The organism is Roseovarius sp. A46 (assembly GCF_004126395.1).
Lineage (GTDB): Bacteria > Pseudomonadota > Alphaproteobacteria > Rhodobacterales > Rhodobacteraceae > Roseovarius > Roseovarius nitratireducens.
Map to the genome: position 1 here is coordinate 59,358 of NZ_PVWS01000002.1, position 18,503 is coordinate 77,860.

15 protein-coding genes are annotated in these 18,503 nt (G+C 65.8%); 3 read left to right on the forward strand and 12 right to left on the reverse strand.

The genetic code is table 11. The features are described 5' to 3' along the window. Positions 1 to 24: 24 nt before the first annotated feature. Positions 25 to 1,782, reverse strand: coding sequence for a cytochrome D1 domain-containing protein (locus C6W92_RS01730; RefSeq protein ID WP_129431353.1), 1,758 nt, complete (start codon positions 1,780 to 1,782; stop codon positions 25 to 27). A gap of 238 nt (positions 1,783 to 2,020) precedes the next feature. Here C6W92_RS01730 and C6W92_RS01735 point away from each other — a divergent pair, with 238 nt between their 5' ends. From C6W92_RS01735 to C6W92_RS01745, 3 genes are all read left to right on the forward strand, one after another. Next, a complete protein-coding gene (locus C6W92_RS01735; protein WP_241691038.1) occupies positions 2,021 to 3,937 on the forward strand; it encodes a 4Fe-4S binding protein in 1,917 nt (638 codons plus the stop codon). Between the two features lie 151 nt (positions 3,938 to 4,088). Then, positions 4,089 to 4,796 carry a Crp/Fnr family transcriptional regulator gene (locus C6W92_RS01740; RefSeq protein ID WP_129431354.1) on the forward strand — a complete coding sequence of 236 codons (708 nt, stop codon included), beginning with the start codon at positions 4,089 to 4,091 and terminating at the stop codon, positions 4,794 to 4,796. Then, entirely contained in the window at positions 4,778 to 5,359 is a 582-nt protein-coding gene (locus C6W92_RS01745) for a DUF4202 domain-containing protein (protein WP_129431355.1), read from the forward strand. Before C6W92_RS01740 ends, C6W92_RS01745 begins: the two co-directional genes overlap by 19 nt. Here the strand turns inward: C6W92_RS01745 and C6W92_RS01750 are convergent. From C6W92_RS01750 to C6W92_RS01800, 11 genes are all read right to left on the reverse strand, one after another. Then, the gene (locus tag C6W92_RS01750) at positions 5,356 to 5,625 is read right to left on the reverse strand and encodes a nitric oxide reductase F protein (protein ID WP_129431356.1); all 270 of its coding nucleotides are present in this window, start codon (positions 5,623 to 5,625) and stop codon (positions 5,356 to 5,358) included. The two genes, C6W92_RS01745 and C6W92_RS01750, sit on opposite strands and share 4 nt — an antisense overlap. A gap of 5 nt (positions 5,626 to 5,630) precedes the next feature. Continuing rightward, positions 5,631 to 6,179 (reverse strand): cytochrome c oxidase subunit 3, encoded by a 549-nt coding sequence (locus C6W92_RS01755; RefSeq protein WP_129431357.1) that lies wholly within the window; start codon positions 6,177 to 6,179, stop codon positions 5,631 to 5,633. Next, positions 6,176 to 8,113 carry a nitric oxide reductase D protein gene (locus C6W92_RS01760; RefSeq protein ID WP_129431358.1) on the reverse strand — a complete coding sequence of 646 codons (1,938 nt, stop codon included), beginning with the start codon at positions 8,111 to 8,113 and terminating at the stop codon, positions 6,176 to 6,178. The genes C6W92_RS01755 and C6W92_RS01760 overlap by 4 nt, the downstream gene beginning before the upstream one ends. 9 nt (positions 8,114 to 8,122) lie before the next feature. After that, positions 8,123 to 8,935 carry a CbbQ/NirQ/NorQ/GpvN family protein gene (locus C6W92_RS01765; RefSeq protein ID WP_129431359.1) on the reverse strand — a complete coding sequence of 271 codons (813 nt, stop codon included), beginning with the start codon at positions 8,933 to 8,935 and terminating at the stop codon, positions 8,123 to 8,125. 5 nt (positions 8,936 to 8,940) lie between these two features. Next, positions 8,941 to 10,305 carry a cbb3-type cytochrome c oxidase subunit I gene (locus tag C6W92_RS01770; protein WP_129431360.1) on the reverse strand — a complete coding sequence of 455 codons (1,365 nt, stop codon included), beginning with the start codon at positions 10,303 to 10,305 and terminating at the stop codon, positions 8,941 to 8,943. A gap of 15 nt (positions 10,306 to 10,320) precedes the next feature. Then, positions 10,321 to 10,773 (reverse strand): cytochrome c, encoded by a 453-nt coding sequence (locus tag C6W92_RS01775; RefSeq protein ID WP_129431361.1) that lies wholly within the window; start codon positions 10,771 to 10,773, stop codon positions 10,321 to 10,323. A gap of 229 nt (positions 10,774 to 11,002) precedes the next feature. Beyond that, a complete protein-coding gene (fghA, locus tag C6W92_RS01780; protein WP_129431493.1) occupies positions 11,003 to 11,836 on the reverse strand; it encodes an S-formylglutathione hydrolase in 834 nt (277 codons plus the stop codon). Between the two features lie 29 nt (positions 11,837 to 11,865). After that, entirely contained in the window at positions 11,866 to 12,798 is a 933-nt protein-coding gene (locus C6W92_RS01785; protein WP_129431362.1) for an AEC family transporter, read from the reverse strand. A gap of 126 nt (positions 12,799 to 12,924) precedes the next feature. Then, positions 12,925 to 15,462, reverse strand: a complete 2,538-nt coding sequence (locus tag C6W92_RS01790; RefSeq protein WP_129431363.1) for a DUF4214 domain-containing protein — start codon at positions 15,460 to 15,462, stop codon at positions 12,925 to 12,927. 190 nt (positions 15,463 to 15,652) lie between these two features. After that, a complete protein-coding gene (locus C6W92_RS01795) occupies positions 15,653 to 16,714 on the reverse strand; it encodes an extracellular solute-binding protein (protein WP_129431364.1) in 1,062 nt (353 codons plus the stop codon). Continuing rightward, entirely contained in the window at positions 16,701 to 18,362 is a 1,662-nt protein-coding gene (locus C6W92_RS01800) for a chloride channel protein (protein WP_164989155.1), read from the reverse strand. The genes C6W92_RS01795 and C6W92_RS01800 overlap by 14 nt, the downstream gene beginning before the upstream one ends. Positions 18,363 to 18,503: the final 141 nt, after the last annotated feature.

An 18,503-nucleotide genomic window follows, 5' to 3' on the forward strand; every position in this document is an offset into this window, starting at 1 on the left:
CTTGCGGGACCCCGGCGGCGCGCGTCAGTAGACGTCGGCGCGCGTGTTGTAGACGTTGAACTTGCCCGTGGGCGTGATCAGGCGTTCGTCCTTGATCACCTTCTTGAGCTCCAGCGTCTTGTCGTCGATCACCACGAGGGCCGATTCCTTGTCCGCCGCGTTCCAGACCGAGAACCATATTTCATCACCGGCCTTGTTGAACTCGCCCTGCACGACGCGGGGCTGACCATCGGTGATCCCGGCCCATTCCACCAGTGGCAGAACGGTGTATTCGGGTTCCTCCTGCGCGAGGTCGGCCACATCGAACACGACGACCGAGCCTGACACTTCGGCATCCGGATTGAGCGGCGCATCGACATAGAGGTGCTCCGATTCCGGGTGTGTCTTGACGAAAAGCGATCCGCCGCCCATCGCATAGACCTGCTGCACCATTTTCCAGGCATGGTCGGGATGGTCCACGGGATCGGTGCCGATCATGGCGACGGTTTCATCGCCAAGGTGCGAGGTGACCCAGACCGGCCCGTAGGTGGGGTGGTCGATATTGGCCCCCCGGCCCGGGTGCGGGGTGAGGCCTTGCGTGTCGATCACCGCCTCGACATCGCCTTCCTTGGTGTCGAGCACCACCACCTTGTTGCGCGCGTTTGCCGCCGTCAGGAAATAGCGCTTGGTACTGTCCAGCCCGCCATCGTGCAGAAAGCGTTCGGCCTCTACCTCGGTGATTTTCAGGCTTTTGATGTTGGAATAATCCACCAGGTGGATCTTGCCGGTTTCCTTGATGTTGACGATGAACTCGGGGTTATAGTGCGACGACAGGATCGCCGCGACGCGCGGCTCGGGGTGGTAGGTCTGTTCGTCATAGATCATCCCCCGGGTCGACTTGATCTTGAGGGGCTCCAGCGTGTCGCCATCCATGATCACGTATTGCGGCGGCCAGTAGCTGCCGGCGATCGCATACTTGTCTTCCCAGCCTTCCATCTTGGATGTCTCGACCGAGCGCGCTTCGGTTCCGACCTTGATCTCGGCCACCGTCGCCGGGGTCTCCATCCACAGGTCGATCATGTTGATCCTGGCGTCGCGGCCAATCACCAGCAGATAGCGGCCAGAGGCCGAGATGCGACTGATATGCACCGCATAGCCGGTGTCGATCACTGCCTTGATCTCATAACTGGCCCCGTCGATCAGGGCGATTTGCCCGGCATCGCGCAGCGTGACCGAAAACAGGTTGTCGATGTCGATATCGTTCATCTTCTCGGTCGGCCGGTCCTCGGGGGCGACGTGTACCTTCCAGCTTGCCTGCATCTCGGGCATGCCGAATTCCGGTGGTGCGGCGGGATCCAGAAGCAGGTAGCGCGCCATCATGCCGACCTCGTCCTCGGTCAGGTCGCCCGAGGTGCCCCAGTTGGGCATGCCGGCGGGCGAACCGTAGGTGATGAAATCGCGCAGGTATTCAAACCCGGTTTCACGGGTAATGTCGGTGGTCAGGGGCTTGCCGGTTGCGCCCTTGCGCAGGACGCCGTGGCAGCCCGCGCAGCGTTCGAAATAGATCGTGTTGGCCTTTTGGTATTCGTTTGGTGTCATCACCGGGTCGCCGGGTTTGCGCCCCGGTATTTCGACCTGAAGCTGGCCAAGCGTGGTCATGCTGGGCTCATAGGCCGCCGCGGGGCCGTCGGCATGGTCGGCGGGCTTTGCCTCTTGGGCCTGGGCGCCTGAGATGGCAAGCCCGAGGGCAAGGGCCGCGCTTGACAGCAGCGTGGCGCGCCATGTGGCTTTCCTGGGTATCATTTGGGTTTCTCCAATTCCGCTGGTGAGGCAGGGCCGAGCCTGCGCCGGGGGCGGGGTGATCTCCTTGACCAAAGTCAACGCTCGCCGCTCGACCTGGCGCGACAAGCGGTGGATGATGCGCGCGCTCCTAGCTTTCTGTCTGATCGCTCTTTTGTGGCCTTTCGGGTCCCTATGGGCGCAGGGTGTGGCGCGGCCCGGCTTAGAGCGGACGATGTCTCCTGCCGTTCCCACCCGCGAGATGGCCGCCGAACTCCTTGATCTCGATGGGTCGCTGAGCGTGACCCGGCAGGACGAGGCTGCGCCAGGCTGGCAGATCTCCGGGCCGACAGGCGTGGCGGGCTTCATTGCCTCGACTTGGGAGGTGACGCGGTCAGTTGGCTATTCGGGCCGCCCGCTGGATATGCTCGTGGCCGTGGACATGCAGGGCCGTATCGCCGGGGCGCGGCTCATGCGTCATGCCGAGCCGATCTTGACGCTGGGTCTGTCGGACGATGACATCGCGCGCTTCGTCGGTGGCTTTGCCGGGGTCGATCTGGCCGATCCGGGCGGCCCCGGCCCGGGGCCGGATATGCCTGACATCATCTCGCGCGCCACAGTCTCCACCGGGGTGATCCGCGATTCGATCCTGCGCACCGCGCGCACGCTGGCCATCGCGCGCGGGCTGTTGCCGGGCGGCGGGATCGACCGGGTAACATATAAACCCCGCGACTGGGCTGCACTGATGGGGCAGGGGGCCATCACGAGCCGCAAGGTAACCCTGACCGAGGCGGCCGAGGCGCTGGCCGGCGCCAAGGTGCCGGTGCCGGAGGGTGATGCGCCTTTCATAGAGCTATACGCGGCCCTGCTCGATCCGCCTGTGATTGGCCGTAACATTCTGGGCCAACAGCAATATACACGCGCGGTGGGGGCGCTTGGCCCCGGGGAAACCGCGCTTTTCGTCGCCTCGCGCGGGCTTTACTCGCATCGCGGTACCGCTTGGCGTCAGGACGGTGTGTTCGATCGGCTGACGGTGGTGCAGGGCGAGGCGCGCATCGCGCTGATCAAATCCGGCTACACCCGGATCGACGAGCTGGCCATCGAAGGCAAGCCCGAGTTCAAGGAACGCAGCATCTTCCGCCTGCCGGGTGACGAATTCGATCCCACGCAGCCCTTCACGTTGGAATTGCGGGCAAGCCGGGCTGCCGAGACAGGGGAGGTCAGCTTTGCCGCCCATCTGGGTTACGCACTGCCTGCCGCCTATATCACCGAGCCGCCCGCCGAGCCCGCGCCGCTCTGGCAAGAGCGTTGGCAGGAAAAACGGCTTCAGGTCGCCTCCGTCATGGTCATGATGGCCGCGCTCACGCTGATCCTGCTGGCGCAGGAATGGATCGTCCGACGCAAACGGCTGTGGCTGGGGCTCCGGCTGGGATATCTCACCCTCACGCTCGTGTGGCTGGGCTGGGTGCTGGGTGGGCAATTGTCGGTCGTGCAGGTGGTGGCTTTCGTGCAGTCGCTGCTTTCGGGCTTTCGCTGGGAGACCTTCCTGATCGAGCCGGTTATCTTCACGCTCTGGTCCGGCGTAGCGCTGGGCCTGCTGTTCTGGGGGCGCGGGGTATTTTGCGGCTGGCTCTGTCCCTTCGGGGCGCTGCAGGAGTTGACAAGCCTCGCCGCGCGCCGTCTGGGCGTGCCGCAGATCACGGTGCCGCACGCGGTGCATGAGCGGCTCTGGATCATCAAATACACGCTCTTTCTGGCGATCCTCGCGCTCAGCTTCTACTCGATGGACCTGGCGCTGCGTCTGGCCGAGGCGGAACCGTTCAAGACCGCCATTTCTATGCGGATGATGCGCGCCTGGCCGTTCGTCGCCCTTGTTCTGGTGCTGCTTCTGGCGGGGCTCTTCATCGAGCGGTTCTATTGCCGCTATCTCTGCCCGCTTGGCGCGGGGCTGGCGATCCCGGCGAAGTTACGGGTCTTCGACTGGCTGCACCGCCGCCCGCAATGCGGCCGCGAATGCCGACTTTGCGAGACGAAATGCACCGTCGGTGCGATCGACCCGCTGGGGCGCATCAACCCCAATGAATGCGTGCTCTGCCTGCGATGTCAGGTGGTGATGAACGATCCGGGGACGTGCCCGGTGCTCAAACGTCGCCAACGCCGGACCGAAGCCACTACATGATGACCGGTCCCGTGCCAGGCCACTCTCCAGCAAGGTCTTGACCGGAAAACAGAAGCGTTGACAGGGACAGCTTGTCTGCCGATGGACCGGCGGCAGCCATTGCGCTAAGACTCGAGGCGAACAACGTGCTCTGGTCGGTGGTTTGATCCTCATGAAGAAATCCGAGAGTCTAGAGATTGCGAAAAGATCGCTGCTTCTGGCCAACCTGCCGGAGCAGGTGACCGACGCATTGCTGAGCGATGCATCGATCCGTGAATTCGCCCGGGGAGAAACGGTTTTCCTGCAGGGAGAGAACGCGAGCGTGATCCACGTGGTTCTAGACGGGTGGGTCAAGCTTTACAGAATTGCGCCGAATGGCAGCGAGGCCGTCGTCAACGTGTTTACGCGAGGCCACAGCTTTGGCGAGGCGGTGGCGTTTCGGATGCAGCCCTATCCGGTGTCGGCCGAAGCCGTGACCGATTGTGTTCTCATGCAGATCCCGGCGCGTCGTTTCATCTCTATCCTGCATCGGGAACCGGAAGTGGCGATTGCCGTTCTGGCCTCGACCTTCCAGCACCTGCACGATCTTGTCGGGCAGGTCGAGCAGATCAAATCGCAGACCGGCGCGCAGCGTGTTGCGGATTTCCTGATACATCTTTGCACGCGTGATTCCGGGACCTGCGTGGTGACGCTGCCTTATGACAAGGTGCTGATTGCCGGACGGTTGGGAATGAAACCCGAGAGCCTGTCGCGGGCATTTGCCAAGCTGAAACCCGTTGGAGTGCATATCGCACGCCACAACGCCACCATCGACGATATCGAGGCGCTGCATGACTATGCCGAAAGAGATCCGGCAGACGCATGGGGCAAGGCACTGTGAACAGGCTCGAAATTGCCCTCGCCGCAATTGATGCGGCCAACGCGCACGACCCCGACACGACAGAGGGGCAACCGGCCGCGCAGCTTTATGGCCAGAGAATGAGCGCGGAGTTGTCCAGGCTGTTTCCCGATGCCTCGGCGCCGTTGCAGATCGCCGCACGGGGTCAGCATATCGAACGCTGGATCATGAAAAGGCAGGAGTTTCCGGAGGGGCGTGCCGGGTACCTGGAATGGCGCACCGAGCTTGCCAAACATCATGCCAAGCGCGTGGGCGAGATCATGCTGCAGGCGGGCTACGACCGGGCCGACGCCGAGCGCGCGGGCCGCATGATCCGCAAGGAGGGCATCAAGCGCGACCCGGAGGTGCAGGCGTTGGAAGATGTCATCTGTTTCACCTTCCTGAAGTGGTATTTCGCCCCATTTGCGCCCACGCAGGACCCGGCAAAGCTCGAAAGGATCGTCGTCAAGACGGCGCGCAAGATGTCGGCGCAAGGGCGCGCGCGCGTGCTTGACGAGTTTGACCTTCCCGAGACATTAGCCGCGGCGTTCCGGCCCCGAGCCTAGCCCAGGCCCGGCGCGAGGTAGAGCCCGAGAAGGACGAGGCAGAACAGGGCGAGCGCGATCTCGAACCCGTGCCGCCAGAATGGTGCCTGCGCCAGCCCGAGGTATTGCGCGAGGATCACCCGGGCCTTGAGCCATGCGAGTGTCAGGATGGACACCCCGGCGATCGCCGTGAGGCCCGGCGGCCAGAGCCAGAGCGACAAGGCGGTCGAGCCGAGGCTGAGCCCGATCAGCACGGCCCAGGCGCGCAGCAGGGGATCGCGGGGCATCGCGGTCACCTCAGCAGGTAGATGACCGGAAAGAGCAGCACCCAGACCAGATCGACCATGTGCCAGAAGGCCGTCCCCGCCTCTATGTTGCGGGGCGCGTCCTGCCATGCGACCAAGGTGAGAACCACCACCCCCGCCACAACGTGCGCGGCGTGAAAGCCGGTGAGCAGGTAGTAAAAGGTAAAGAACGGGTGCGTGTCCCAGGCGATGCCCGCGCCCGCCTTGGCCGCGTACTCCACGGATTTGATGATCAGGAACACTACGCCCAGCAAGGCCGCACCGAGAAGCGCAAGACGTGTCAGGCCGCGCCGAGCGTATTCGCTCTGACGCAAGGCGAAAGCGGCGAGGGCGCCGGAGGTAATGAGCACGACAGTGTTGATCCCCGCGCCGGTGCGGTAGAGCGCGTCCTGTGCTGTGGCAAAGCCTGCAGGGTCCGTTATCCGCACGGCGAGAAAGGCCGCGAGACCCGCGCCGAATACCAGAAGCTCGCTGACGATCAGCACCCAGATCATCAGATCGCCGGGCAATTCGTCGAAAACGCTTGCGTCGCTCATGCGCCGACCAGTTCGCGGTAGATCATCGGCAGTGCCTCGGTCAGGCGTTCGGGGTGTGGGATGACGTGAAAGCCGCCCTGCCCGAACATCCGCGCGAACCAGCTTTTGGCCTGTTTGTCGACGGTGATGCCAAAGACCGACTGCCCGGCGCGGCGCGCTTCGCGCACTGCCATCGCGGTGTCCTCGATGCCGTGACGCCCCTCGTAATGGTCGAGGTCGTTGGGCTTGCCATCTGTGATGACCAGCAGCAGGCGGCGCTTGCGTGCCTGTTGTGCCAGACCGGCAGATGAATGGCGAACTGCGGCCCCCAGACGGGTGTAGAAGCCGGGGCGAAGCGCTCCGATGCGCTGCTCGACCGTCCCGGTCATTGGTTCGGCGAAACCCTTGCAGGTCTGGATATAGACGCGGTCGCGCTTGAGCGACGAAAAGGCGTGGATGGCGAAATCGTCGCCGCAGGCATCCAATCCCCAGGCGAGAGCCGCCAGCGCCTCGCGTTCGATGTCGATCACGGCGCGATCGCCCACCGCGCTTTCGGTGGAGCGCGACACGTCGAGCAGGATCGACACCGCGAGATCGCGCGCGATGGGGCGGGTTTGCCGCCATATGCGGTTGGTGCCCGCGCCATTGGCGAGGATATCGACCCGCGCGCGCACCGCCGCCTCCATGTCAAGCTCGTCACCGTCCAACTGGCCGGGGATCGAAACGCGCCCGGGGCGCAGAGCCTCGAACTGACGTCTGACATGGGTGATGCGGCGGGCCGCGCGCGGGTCCTGGCGGAAGGAGGGGACGCAATCCTCCGGCTCTGCCAAGCTATCGAGGACGCGCACATGGTCGGGCAGGTATGCGCCGCTGCGCGTGTCCCATTCCGGGTAGGTGGTGATGCCTGAAATACGCTCGCGGTCCACGTCCTCGGGGGCGAGGTCGAGATGTAGCTTGAGGCGGGTCGCGGGGGCCTTGGAAACCTGTCCGAGGCCGATTTCCTCCTGGTCGTCGGCGGCCTTCTTGGCCGAGTCGGGATCGTCGTCATCGACCCGGCGGTTGAGGTTGAGGAACTCGGCCCAGCTCAGGATCGCCTCGAACTTGTGCAGGATCAGGCTGTCGCGGCGATCAGCCTGATCGGCCTTGCGGCGGCGGGCGCGGTGGGTCTTGTTCGAGCCCTCCTCGGGCGGGCCGTCGGCATCGCGGCTCTCGACCTCGTCGCGGGCCGAAAGGATCAGTTCGCGCAGGTCGGGCCAGAGCGCGACGGGCCGGTAGGGGCGATAGCCGCGCGGGGCGGTGATGGTGGGGAGGTCGCCGGTCTCAAGCGCGGTCTTGAACGCTTGGGCGCGGTCGCAAAGCGGCGCGGGATCACCCAGAAGATGCCGGATCAGCGCCTCGATGGCGGCCTCGCTGCGCGGCAGGCCATTGGCGGGGCGATAGTGCAGCGTGGCCGAGCAGAGGCCATTGTAGAGGTCGCGCAGCCCCGGCGCGGCGACCAGCGCGGCCTTGGTCATCTCATGCGCCGCGCGCAAGGATAGCAGGTCGGCGCGCAGCGGGTCTGGGTCGGTCGCGGGATCAGGCGCATGGGCCACAGCCGCCGCGAGCCAGAGGTAGAGCGCGCCATTGGCCTCGCGCGAGGGAAAGAGCGCCAGGGTATCGGGCAGGCGCAGCACCTCGCCGTCGAAACTGGCGCGCGGGGTCAGTTCGGCCTCGGTGCCCAAGCGGCGCAGGAACCGCAGGCGGTGGCGCGAAACCTCCGGCGAGACCGGCCTGATCTCGACCGAAGGCGCGCCACCCAGCCCTCGGAAAAAGACTGCCAGCCGCCCGCTGACCTCAGAGAGGTCAACCGCGGCTCCGTGATGCACCTGCGGCGCATCGAGGCGACTGGCAAAAGCGTGCCACAGCTTCCCGATGGTTTCTTCGGGCTCCCATGGCTCGATTTCGATCCCGGTCATGGCCATGCCTCACCCAAAGACGGCCGTCACGAGATCGAGGAGCCCGCGTTTGATATCCGCGTCATCGGTCAGGGGCTGGATCATCGCCGCCTCGATGGCGCGCTCGACCGGCATTCCCGTGGCGATGAGGGTCGCGGCGTAGATGACGAGGCGGGTCGAGACACCCTCCTCAATGTCCTGGCCCTTGAGGGTGCGCAGCTTGCCGGCGAGGCGCACGAGGGCGCGGGAGCGCTCCTCCGGCAGACCGGATTCACGGCTGACGATCCGGGTTTCCAGATCGGGGGCGGGAAAGTCGAACTCCATCGCGACGAAGCGCTGCCGGGTGGAGGGCTTAAGCGTTTTCAGGATGTTCTGATATCCTGGGTTGTAGGACGCCACGAGCATGAAGCCGGGGGCGGCCTCGATCTCTTCGCCGGTGCGGTCGATGGGCAGGATGCGGCGGTCATCGGTGAGCGGGTGCAGCACCACGGTCACGTCCTTGCGAGCCTCGACCACCTCGTCGAGATAGCAGATCGCGCCCTCGCGCACCGCGCGGGTGAGCGGGCCATCGACCCAGACCGTCTCGCCACCCTTGAGCAGGTAGCGCCCGATCAAATCCGCCGCCGAGAGGTCATCGTGACAGGCCACGGTATAAAGCGGGCGGCCAAGCGTTGCGGCCATATGCGCCACGAATCGGGTCTTTCCGCAGCCCGTCGGCCCCTTGAGCAGTACCGGCAGGTCGTTCTGGCTCGCTGCCTCGAACAGCGCGCATTCCCCGCCTTGTGCGAGGTAGAAGGGGGCGGTGGCCGCCCCCTGTTGTTGCAGGGTCATATCTCCGTCCATCGGTCTCACTCCGCTGCGACCGAAGGCTCGGTCGAGATGATCTCGCGCCGCGGCACGGCCAGAGAATAGATCAGCAGGACTACGCCGATGAACACCACCACGCCCGCGCCAAAGCGCATCCAGTAGAAGATTGCGATCTGGTCCTGGACGTTCATGTAATATTCGCCCAGCACGCGCTGCATGTGCGTCTGCACCGTGCCCGCGAAGGTCAGCGTGAAGGTCATGAAGACCATACCGCCCGACATGAGCCAGAACGCCGCCATGTTGAGCACCTGGTTATAGGGATCGCGACCCCGCAGGATGGGCAGCGCGTAGGTGAAGATCGCGATGTTGAGGCAGACATAGGCGCCGTAGAAGGCGAGGTGCCCGTGCGCCGCGGTGATCTGCGTGCCGTGGGTGTAATAGTTGACCCCGTGCAGCGTGTGCAGGAAGCCCCAGACGCCTGCGCCGAAGAAGGCAAGCGTGGCGCAGCCCAGCGACCACAGGAGAGCCGCCTTGTTGGGGTGGTCGCGCCGTCCCTTCCAGACCATGACGAAGGCAAAGGCCATCATCGCGAAGAAGGGGATCACCTCAAGCGAGGAGAAGATCGAACCTATCCACTGCCAGTAACCCGGCGTGCCGATCCAGTAGTAATGGTGTCCGGTGCCAAGTATGCCAGAGAAAAGTGCTGCGGCAACAATGACATAGAGCCATTTCTCCACCACCTCGCGGTCCACGCCCGTGAGCTTGAGCATCAGGTAGGCGAGGATCGACGCCATGATCAGTTCCCACACGCCCTCGACCCAGAGATGGACGATGTACCACCAGTATTGCTTGTCCACGGCGAGGTTGTCAGGGTTGTAGAAGGCGAAGAGAAACAGGAGCGCCAGCCCCCACAGACCCAGGAGCAGGATGTTGGAAATCGCCGTCTTTCGACCCTGAAGCACCGTCATCGAGACGTTGTAGAGAAAGATCAGCGCGGCGACGACGATGCCGATTTTGACCCAGACCGGCTGTTCGATGAATTCGCGCCCCTCCTTGCCCAAGAGCCAGTGTCCCTCGAACAGGTTGAAGAGATAGGTCACGACGACACCCAGTGTGCCGACCACGAGAATGATCAATTGCAGGTATGCCAGCTTGGGTGAGTGGATTTCGCGCTCGGCCTCCTCTGGGATGAGGAAGTAGGCCGCCCCGAAAAAGCCTAGCAATAACCATACGATGAGAGAGTTTGTGTGCAGCATTCTGAGCGTGCTGAACGGCACCAGTTCGCTTAGGAAATTGGGGCTGACATAGACCCAGCCCACCAGCAGGCCGCCGATGATCTGGATGAGAAAGAGCGCGAGCGCCACCGAGAAGTAGGCCAGCGCGATTTTCTGCGTTTCGTATTTCATTGGTCCGGTCCTTTCTCAGCCCGCGTCATTGGGCGGCCAGCCCTGTGCGTCGATGGAATCGACCCAGCGCAGGAAATCCGCGAGCCCGCGGGTCTCTTCCTCGGTCAGCTCGAAATAGGGCATCTGGCGACGCCCCTCGGTGCCGCTGGGCTGCGACTTGATCCAGCCGTCGAGCATCTCGTAGGCTCCGTCCGGGTCGTCGGCCACGCCCCAACGGGTAGTGACATTTGCCAGTTCAGGCGCAAAATATGCGCCCTCGCCCATGATCGAATGACAGTTGATACAGGTCTTGTCCTCCCAGACCTTCTTGCCCAGCGCGACGCTCTCGGTCAGGGTCTCGGCATTGGTCGAGGTGGTGACGATATAGCGATGCGAGTGCACCGACAGACCCACGAAGATGATGATGAAGAACAGTGACCCCCCGTAAAATATGTTTCGGGCCATGCTCTTGGTCATGACTTCGCGCATGATGATCTCCTTTGCGCGTTGATGCGTGTGGGGGGGACAGTGCGCCGGGCGCGCGGCGTGCTCCTTGACAATTGTCAACGGCGGCGCGCGAACGAGCGGCGCTGGCGCACGGGCGCCGGGCCCGGCGAATGCGCACGCTGGTGGCAGATGGATCAGGGACGAACCTGCAGGTTCGGGGCGCGAACCGCACGGTTCGCCCCCGAACGGCGCGCGGTTGGTTTACGCGCTGTTAGTCGCGCCAGAGAGCCTCGGCGTGAAAGCCGACATGCTCTTCCATGAACGTCGCGATGAAGAAGTAGCTGTGGTCGTATCCCGGCTGCATCCGGAAGCTGCCCTGCTGGCGGCGGCCGATGGCGGCGGTGGCGAGGGTTTCGGGGCGCAAAAGATCGAGGAATTGGTCGGAGGTGCCGGTATCGACGAGCATCGGCCCGTCGAAGCCGCGTTCGGCCATCAGCAGGCTCGCGTCATGGGCGGCCCAGGCGCTCTCGTCCGGGCCGAGATAGGCGGCGAACTGCTTGCGGCCCCAGTCGCCGCCGGTGGGGTTGCAGATGGGCGAGAAGGCCGAGACCGAGCGGAACCGCCCCGGGAGCGACATCGCCAGCGTCAGCGCGCCGTGCCCGCCCATCGAGTGGCCGGTGATGGCCTGCCGGTCCATGTCGAGCGGAAACTCGGCGCCGAGGAGCGCGGGCAACTCGGTGGCGACGTAGTCCCACATGCGGAAATGCGGTGCCCAGGGCGCTTCGGTGGCGTTGACGTAGAAGCCCGCCCCCTGACCGAGATCGAACGCCTCGTCATCGGCCACACCCTCGCCGCGCGGGCTTGTGTCGGGAAACACGAGCGCGATGCCCTGCTCGGCGGCCCAGCCCTGTGCGCCGGCCTTGACCATCGCGTTCTCGTGGGTGCAGGTCAGCCCCGAGAGATACCACAGTACCGGCACCGGGCCGCTCTGCGCCTCCTCGGGCAGGAAGAGCCCGAAGGTCATGTCGCAGCCGCAAACCTCGGAAGCGTGGGTGTAGACGCCCTGCCTGCCGCCAAAGCAGGCGTTTTCGGAAACCGTGTGTATCATGGACCTGTCCTTTCGTCGTCTTCGTGTCAGTAAAGCGCGCCGGTCCAGCCGATCACCGCCGAGACGCTGAGCACCGCCGCGGCGGTGGAGATGAAGATCGCCGAGGACACGCGGCGCGGCGCGACCCCGTAGCTTTGCGCGATGATGAACACGTTTCCCGCCACCGGCAAGGCCGCCGCCGCGATTACCACCGCCGCCGAAAAGCCCGGCATGTCGAACACCCACAAGAGCGAGATTGCCACCGCCGCCGGGTGCAGCACCAGCTTGCAAAAGGAGAGCCAGCCCGCCACGTGGGGCCGCTCGGCGGCCTTTTCCGCCAGCGACGCGCCGATGGCAAACAGCGCGCCGGGCGTGGCCGCGCCGCCCAGGAGCGCGAGGAAGGCGTTCATCGTGTCGGGGATCGGCAGGTCGAGCGCGGACCACGCGAAGCCCGCGGCAATGGAGACGATCATCGGGTTGCGGATGAGGCCGCCGCCGATGCTGCGCAGGATCGCGGGCGACATGCGCCCGTCGCGTGCGCCGGTGATGAGGATCACCACCAGCGAGCCGAACACCAGCAGATCGACCGCCAGCACCAGCATTACCGGGCCGATGGCCGCCTCGCCCATCAGCATGGCGAGCATCGGCACCCCGAGGAAGCCCACGTTGCCGATCACCGCGCATTGCGCCTCGATCGCCGCCGTCTCGACCCGCTGGCGGCGCAGCATCGCCACCAGCGTCGCCAGCAGGTAGACGACGAGGCTGGCCGAGAGGTAGGCCGCGACCAGCCGCCAGTCGAGCACCTCGGCGAGCGACAGGTTGGCGGAGAAGCGAAACAGCATCGCCGAGAGCGCGAAGTAGAACACGAACTTGGTGAGCCAGGCGGTGCCCGCGGGCGAGAAGAAGCCGCTGCGCCCGGCCCCGTAACCGAGGCCGATGAGAAGAAAGAAGGGCAGGGTCTGGAAGAACACGCCGAGCATGGCGGGCACTGGTAGCAGGCTGGCCCGGCACGTCAATCGGCAAGAGGACGTAGCGAGGGGCGGTACGAGGTAGCGGGATCCGCAGAAGGCGCCGTTCAGAGCGATCTCGCGGATTGGGCGGTGCCGTCAGGCAATGGCGAACGGGTCGTCCAGCACGCCGACGAGCGGCATGAGGAATTCGCCGTTCGTCGGGTCCAGCGCATCTGTATAAAATTGATCCGTGGCGTCGATGGCGTCTTCGATGCTCTGCTGCGATCCATCGAACAGTTCCATGACTTCGAGGCCATTCAGAGGGTCCGACATACCTTTGATAACGGTGAAGTAGATGCCGATATCGACCTTGTTCTCGATATAGTCGATATCCGTGCCTTGCGCCCCGTTGAGAAGTCTCGAAATAAAAACGTCCCGCGGGATTGTCCCCGAATTCAAGTGTCCCAGCCAGAAGTCGAAGCCGCCTTGATCAGGATCGCGTCCGAGAACGTTGTTGTAGACTGCCTCGACAAACTCAGCGTTGGACGAGTCGTCCGGGTACAGCGCCCGGGTCTCGTCTGCGGTATCGAACCGGGCGGCGATCTCTTCCAGGGTCCGTCCGTTACTGAACGCCGTCGCCCAGAAATACAGGCCCGTCGCGTCCGGGGCCCGGTTGAAATACGCGATGTAGAGCTCGATCAGGTCCGCGAACTGCTCCTCGTTCAGCGCCACCGGCCCGCCGAACCGATCCAGGTTCATGGGATTGCCCCCCAGCGCCGGGATCTCGGTATCAAAGTCCAGGAATTCCATGTCGATGAGCGTGTCGGTGCCGTTGCCATCCGCGCGCCGGTCGGTGAGCGTGGTGCCGCCCGGGCTCAGCGTCAGCGTGTAGCTTGACTGGTCACCGGAATAGACGGCCATGTCCCTGCCCGCCCCGCCCTCAAGCAGGTCATCGCCCGCGCCGCCGGTGAGCGTGTCGTTACCGGCCTCGCCCCGGAGCGTGTCGTCGCCCGCGCCGCCGGTCAGCGCGTCGGAGCCCGAGGTGCCGACGAGTGTGTTGGACTCGTTGGGGGCGTTGGGCCCGGGGGGTATGGGGGGGCCGGTAGGGGTGCCGGGGGTGTCGGGGCCGGTGGGGGGCGTGACCGGCGGGGGGATGTCGGCGGCGATGATCGGCAGCCGGTCGGGCCAGTCGAACACCGGACCGAACAGGGTGGCGGCGTCGGGCACGACCGGCGTGGGGCTCGACAGCTCGATCACCGTGTCGCGGAAGGTGATGCGCGCGGTACCCGGTCCTGCGTCGATCCCGAGCTGTGCGGGACCGCGCAGCATCGGCAGGTCCGACAGGTCGAGCCGGTCGGTGCCGGGGGAGAAATCCGTGATCGTCACGCGACCCGATTCGGCGGAGACGACGAAGGTATCCGCGCCCGCGCCGCCGCGCAGGACCGTGTCGCCCGGCCCTGCCACGAGGATGTCATCGCCCGCGCCGCCGTCGAGCGTATCGGCACCGGCGCCCTGCGAGGCGAGCAGGTCGTCGCCCGTGGTGCCCGCGACAAGGGCAGCGGTGTCGCCCAAGTTGGTCACGACGACTCCGAGGTCCGAGATATCCTGCGAGAACTGGCTGACGCCGCCCCGCGAATCGCCGGCCACGAAGACCTGTAGCTGTTCGCCGAGTATCGCCGCGCCGATATCCTCGACATTTTCCAGCCCGAGGCCGATGTCGTGGGGCAGCGTCTCGACATGCAATAGCCGACCGTCGGGCAGCAGGCGAAACAGGCTGAGCCCGTCATCGGCGCCGCCCGCGACGATGAAGACGTGATCGCCCGCCTGCGCGACGCTCAGTGCGTGGACCTCGCCGAAGCGGGTGCCGAGCGTGTCGAGCAGGTGGTCGGCGACCGTCAGGCTGCCGTTGTCGCCGACGCGCACGACGCTGAGCGAATCGGTGCCCGCCGAACCGATCACCGCCCATGTGGCACCATGCGCCGAGACCACCGCCAGCGTGGTGGGGTCGGCCACCGACAGGCCGTGCGTGCCATCGACCCGGGCGCCCGGGCTGAGCGCGCCGGTGGTGGGATCGACGCCGAAGGCGTGCAGCACGCCGGTGGTCTGATCTAGCGCGAGAAGGCGTTGGCTGGTGCCATTTCCCGCCATAGCCAGCAGCGTCGGGCCGTCGAAGGCGGGCATGTCGCCAGGCCCCTGCGACGTGGCGGCCAGGGCGGGGGTCGGCGCGCCGGGGCGGTAGACGAGGATCCGGCCCGCGCCGCTATCGGCGACGAATAGCGTCTCGACCCCGCGCACCCAGGCCGAGACCATTGCCGAGACAGTGCCGCCATCAGAGGGCAGCGCGGCCAATGACAGCATCTCTCCGAAGCTGCCATCGTCGTTGATTTGGTGGGCGAGAAGCGCCGCGCCGCTGTCATCGGGAGCGGCGCCGAAGGCGAGTGATTGCTGGCCCGGTCCGCCCACGGGCGTCGCCAGGCCGGTTTTGCCGGTGCTGGCGGCGCCGGAGAAATGCGTGGTGTCCACCAGCGTGGCGGTCGTGCCCTCGTCAAGACGCCAGGAGATCAGCCCACCGGCGGGGCCGGTTCCGGCCACGAGATGCAGGCCGCCATCGAGCCGCGCGAGCCCGAGATCGCGCAGGTCCTGATCCAGCAGGGGATCGCCGAGCAGAAGGTGGGAGATGAATTGCAGGCTCATCCGAGCACCAATCCGGTTTGGGACACCGGATCGCTATGCGCCGCGATCGCGCACCAGGCGGATCGTAATTCCGGCAGAACCATGCCTTTCGACTACGGCTTTACGCAAATTCTTCGCGCTTTCGGTGCAGGCGCGTCGGAGTGCCCGGCCATCGACCATTACCCGGGACGTCGGCCCGCAATCCTGGTGGTCATTCCTCTTGATCGAGCCATGACTGGAATCGCCGCTGTCGCAGGGCGCGGGTGTTGGCATACCACGCGGCATCGCGGACAAGGGCGCGCCCGCCATGCTGTGGCGCGTTGGGCAGATGCACGCGCATCGGGATGCCGGTCTCGGGGTTGAGACCGATCCGTTCGAACGCCGATTTTCGCGCCGGGCCGTATGGGATGCGTTCGGAGAACCGCGCCATGATGGCCGGTTGCAGGGCGTGAACGAGAAAGCGGCGCGCGAGCCTGGCAGTTTCGGTGGTTGCCGGGATCGCCCAGACCTCGGTGCCGATGATCCGGCCGTCCCAAGCGATGTCGACGGGAACCGCCCCGCGCCTTGCCACGTCGAAGAACCGGCCGTTGAAACCCGAGGCCATCACGGCATGGCCCTCCGCCAGCATCTGCGCGGGTTGCGCCGGGTCGTCCCACCACAGGATGTATTCGCGGATCGTATCGAGCTTGCGAAAGGCGAGACGCAATCCCCGGTCGGTGCTGAGCAGCCCATAGACCTGCTCGGGGGGCACGCCCTCGGCCAGCAGGGCCCATTCCAGAATACCGTCGGGGCCGTGCTGGACCGCGCGCTTGCCGGGAAACCGCGTGGTGTCAAAGAAATCCTCGATCCGGGTGGGTTTTATGCCCGGAAAGGCACGTTCGTCATATGCCATGACGCGGGCGTATACGTTCTGGGGGATGGCGCAGCGGGTGGGTGTGTGCGGGGCGAAATCCGCCATCGCGGCATTGCCGACAAGCGCCTGCGCATCGAGCCGCAGCAACAACCCCTCGGCGCAGGCGACGCGCGCCTGATCGGCGAGCATGTCGATCACGTCCCATCCCTCTGCCGCGGCGCGGTCGCGCAGAGCCGCGACGGTGCCGTCGTACTGCAGGGCCTCTACCGCATGGCCGGTGGTTTCGGAAAAGGGGGCGAACACCGCCTTGCGCTGCGCGGCCTCGTAGGCTCCGCCCCATGTGGCGACGGTGAGGTCCTGCGCCAGCATCGGGGCGCAGAGGAGCACGGTCCAGAGGGTGATGAGGCTAGAGCGCAGCATTCTCTTCCTCCCTGATGCGGGCGACGTGGTCGAGCCATGCGGTGACCATGTCCGCCTCGGACACGGCCCCGAGGTAGCGCCCGTCCGCGCGCGCGACGACGGGCACCGCGTCGCCGACGAAGCCGCGCATGCGCTCCATCGCGTCGGCGAGGCTGGTGTCGTCCTCGAAGGTGAGCGTCGCGGGCTGCTGCCCGTCAGACGGGCTATAGACGCCGACAAGCTTGCCCTCGGCGTCGAGAACGAAGGCTTGCCGCCAGCCACGCTCGGAGAGGCGCCGGGCGATCGTTTCAGGCGTGTCTTCGGGGGTCATCGTGACCGCGTCCTCGCTCAGGAGGTCACGCACGGGCAAAGCCGCGAGATGCGCGCGGTCCCGTCCAAGGGAAAAGTCCATGCCGCGGCGGGCGAGCTGAATGTCGAACAGCGACCGTCCGAACAGACGGTGCGAAACGAGGTTGGAGAACACCACCGCGACCATCGCGGCGATGGTGATGTCGTAATTGCGGGTCAGTTCGAACACGATCAGGATGCAGGTGAGCGGCGCGCCGATCACGGCGCTGGCAAAGGCCATCATCGCGCCGATGGCATAGACCGCGACACCCGAGGTCGGGATGCCACCGGCGCCCGACGCCAGCATCCAGAACAGCGCGCCGATCAGGCTGCCGATGAGGAGGGCGGGGCTGAATACGCCGCCGGAAAACCCCGCGCCCACGCAAAGCGCGGTGAGCACGATCTTGGCGAGGATCAGCACCACCAGCTCGCCCTGGCCGAACGCCCCCTCGATGGTGGCAAAGCGCAGCGTTTCGGTGCCGATGCCCAGCACGTCCGGCAACGCAAGCGCGGTTAGCCCCACCGCGAGCCCCGCCACGCCGGGGCGCAGGGCGGGATGTGCGATCAGGCCCGCGATCCACGGTCCGCAGGCCAGCACCAGCCGCATGAAGCCGATTGCCGTGAGCGCGACCAGCAGGCCCAGAAGGGCGAAAAGTGCGAATTCATAGCCATGCGCCACGCCGGCGAAATCCACGAGGAAGAGCGCGGGCCGCTCGAAGATCACGTTGGCGATCACGTAGCCGGTGACAGAGGCGACCGTCACCGGCGCAAAGGCCTGCGTCGCGTAGTGCCGCAGCACCACCTCGTGGGCAAAGACCAGCCCGGCGATGGGGGCATTGAACGCGGTGGCGATGGCCGCCGCGACACCGCAGCTCATGGCGATCCCGTCGAGATTGGGCACGTCGGCGCGCAGCCTGCGGACCGCCCCGCCGAACAGCGCGCCGAGATAAACCATCGGCCCGTATTGGCCCACCGAGGCCCCGGTGCCGAGCGACAGGATCGCGGTGAGGCTGGAGACGAGGCCGCTGCGCGTGTCGGGGAGCGGGCGGCGGAACTGCACCGCGCGAATCACGTCGGGTGGCCCGAGAGGGCGGCGTTCGGGCGACAGGTGCCGGTGCAACAGCCCCACGCACAGCCCGCCCAGCGTGGGGACCAGCAGGGTCGCGAGGGTGACGAGCCAGGGCGTCCCTTCCCATTGCACCCGCGCGCGCGGCGCGACCAAGAGGGCCGAATTGAGCGCCGAGACCAACTCGACAAACGCGATCGCCGCGAAAGAGGCCGCCGCCCCGACGCCGAGCGCCGTTCCCGTCAGGATCATCATGCGGAGGACCGGGCGCGCGGGATTTGCGTGGGGCACAACACTCATCCGGACATATTCCGCATTCCGGGCCCGCCGCACAAGGCACGGTCGCAAGGAGGCTTGTCGCGGGCAAACGGCATCCGCCAGGGGAGCCTGCCCTGT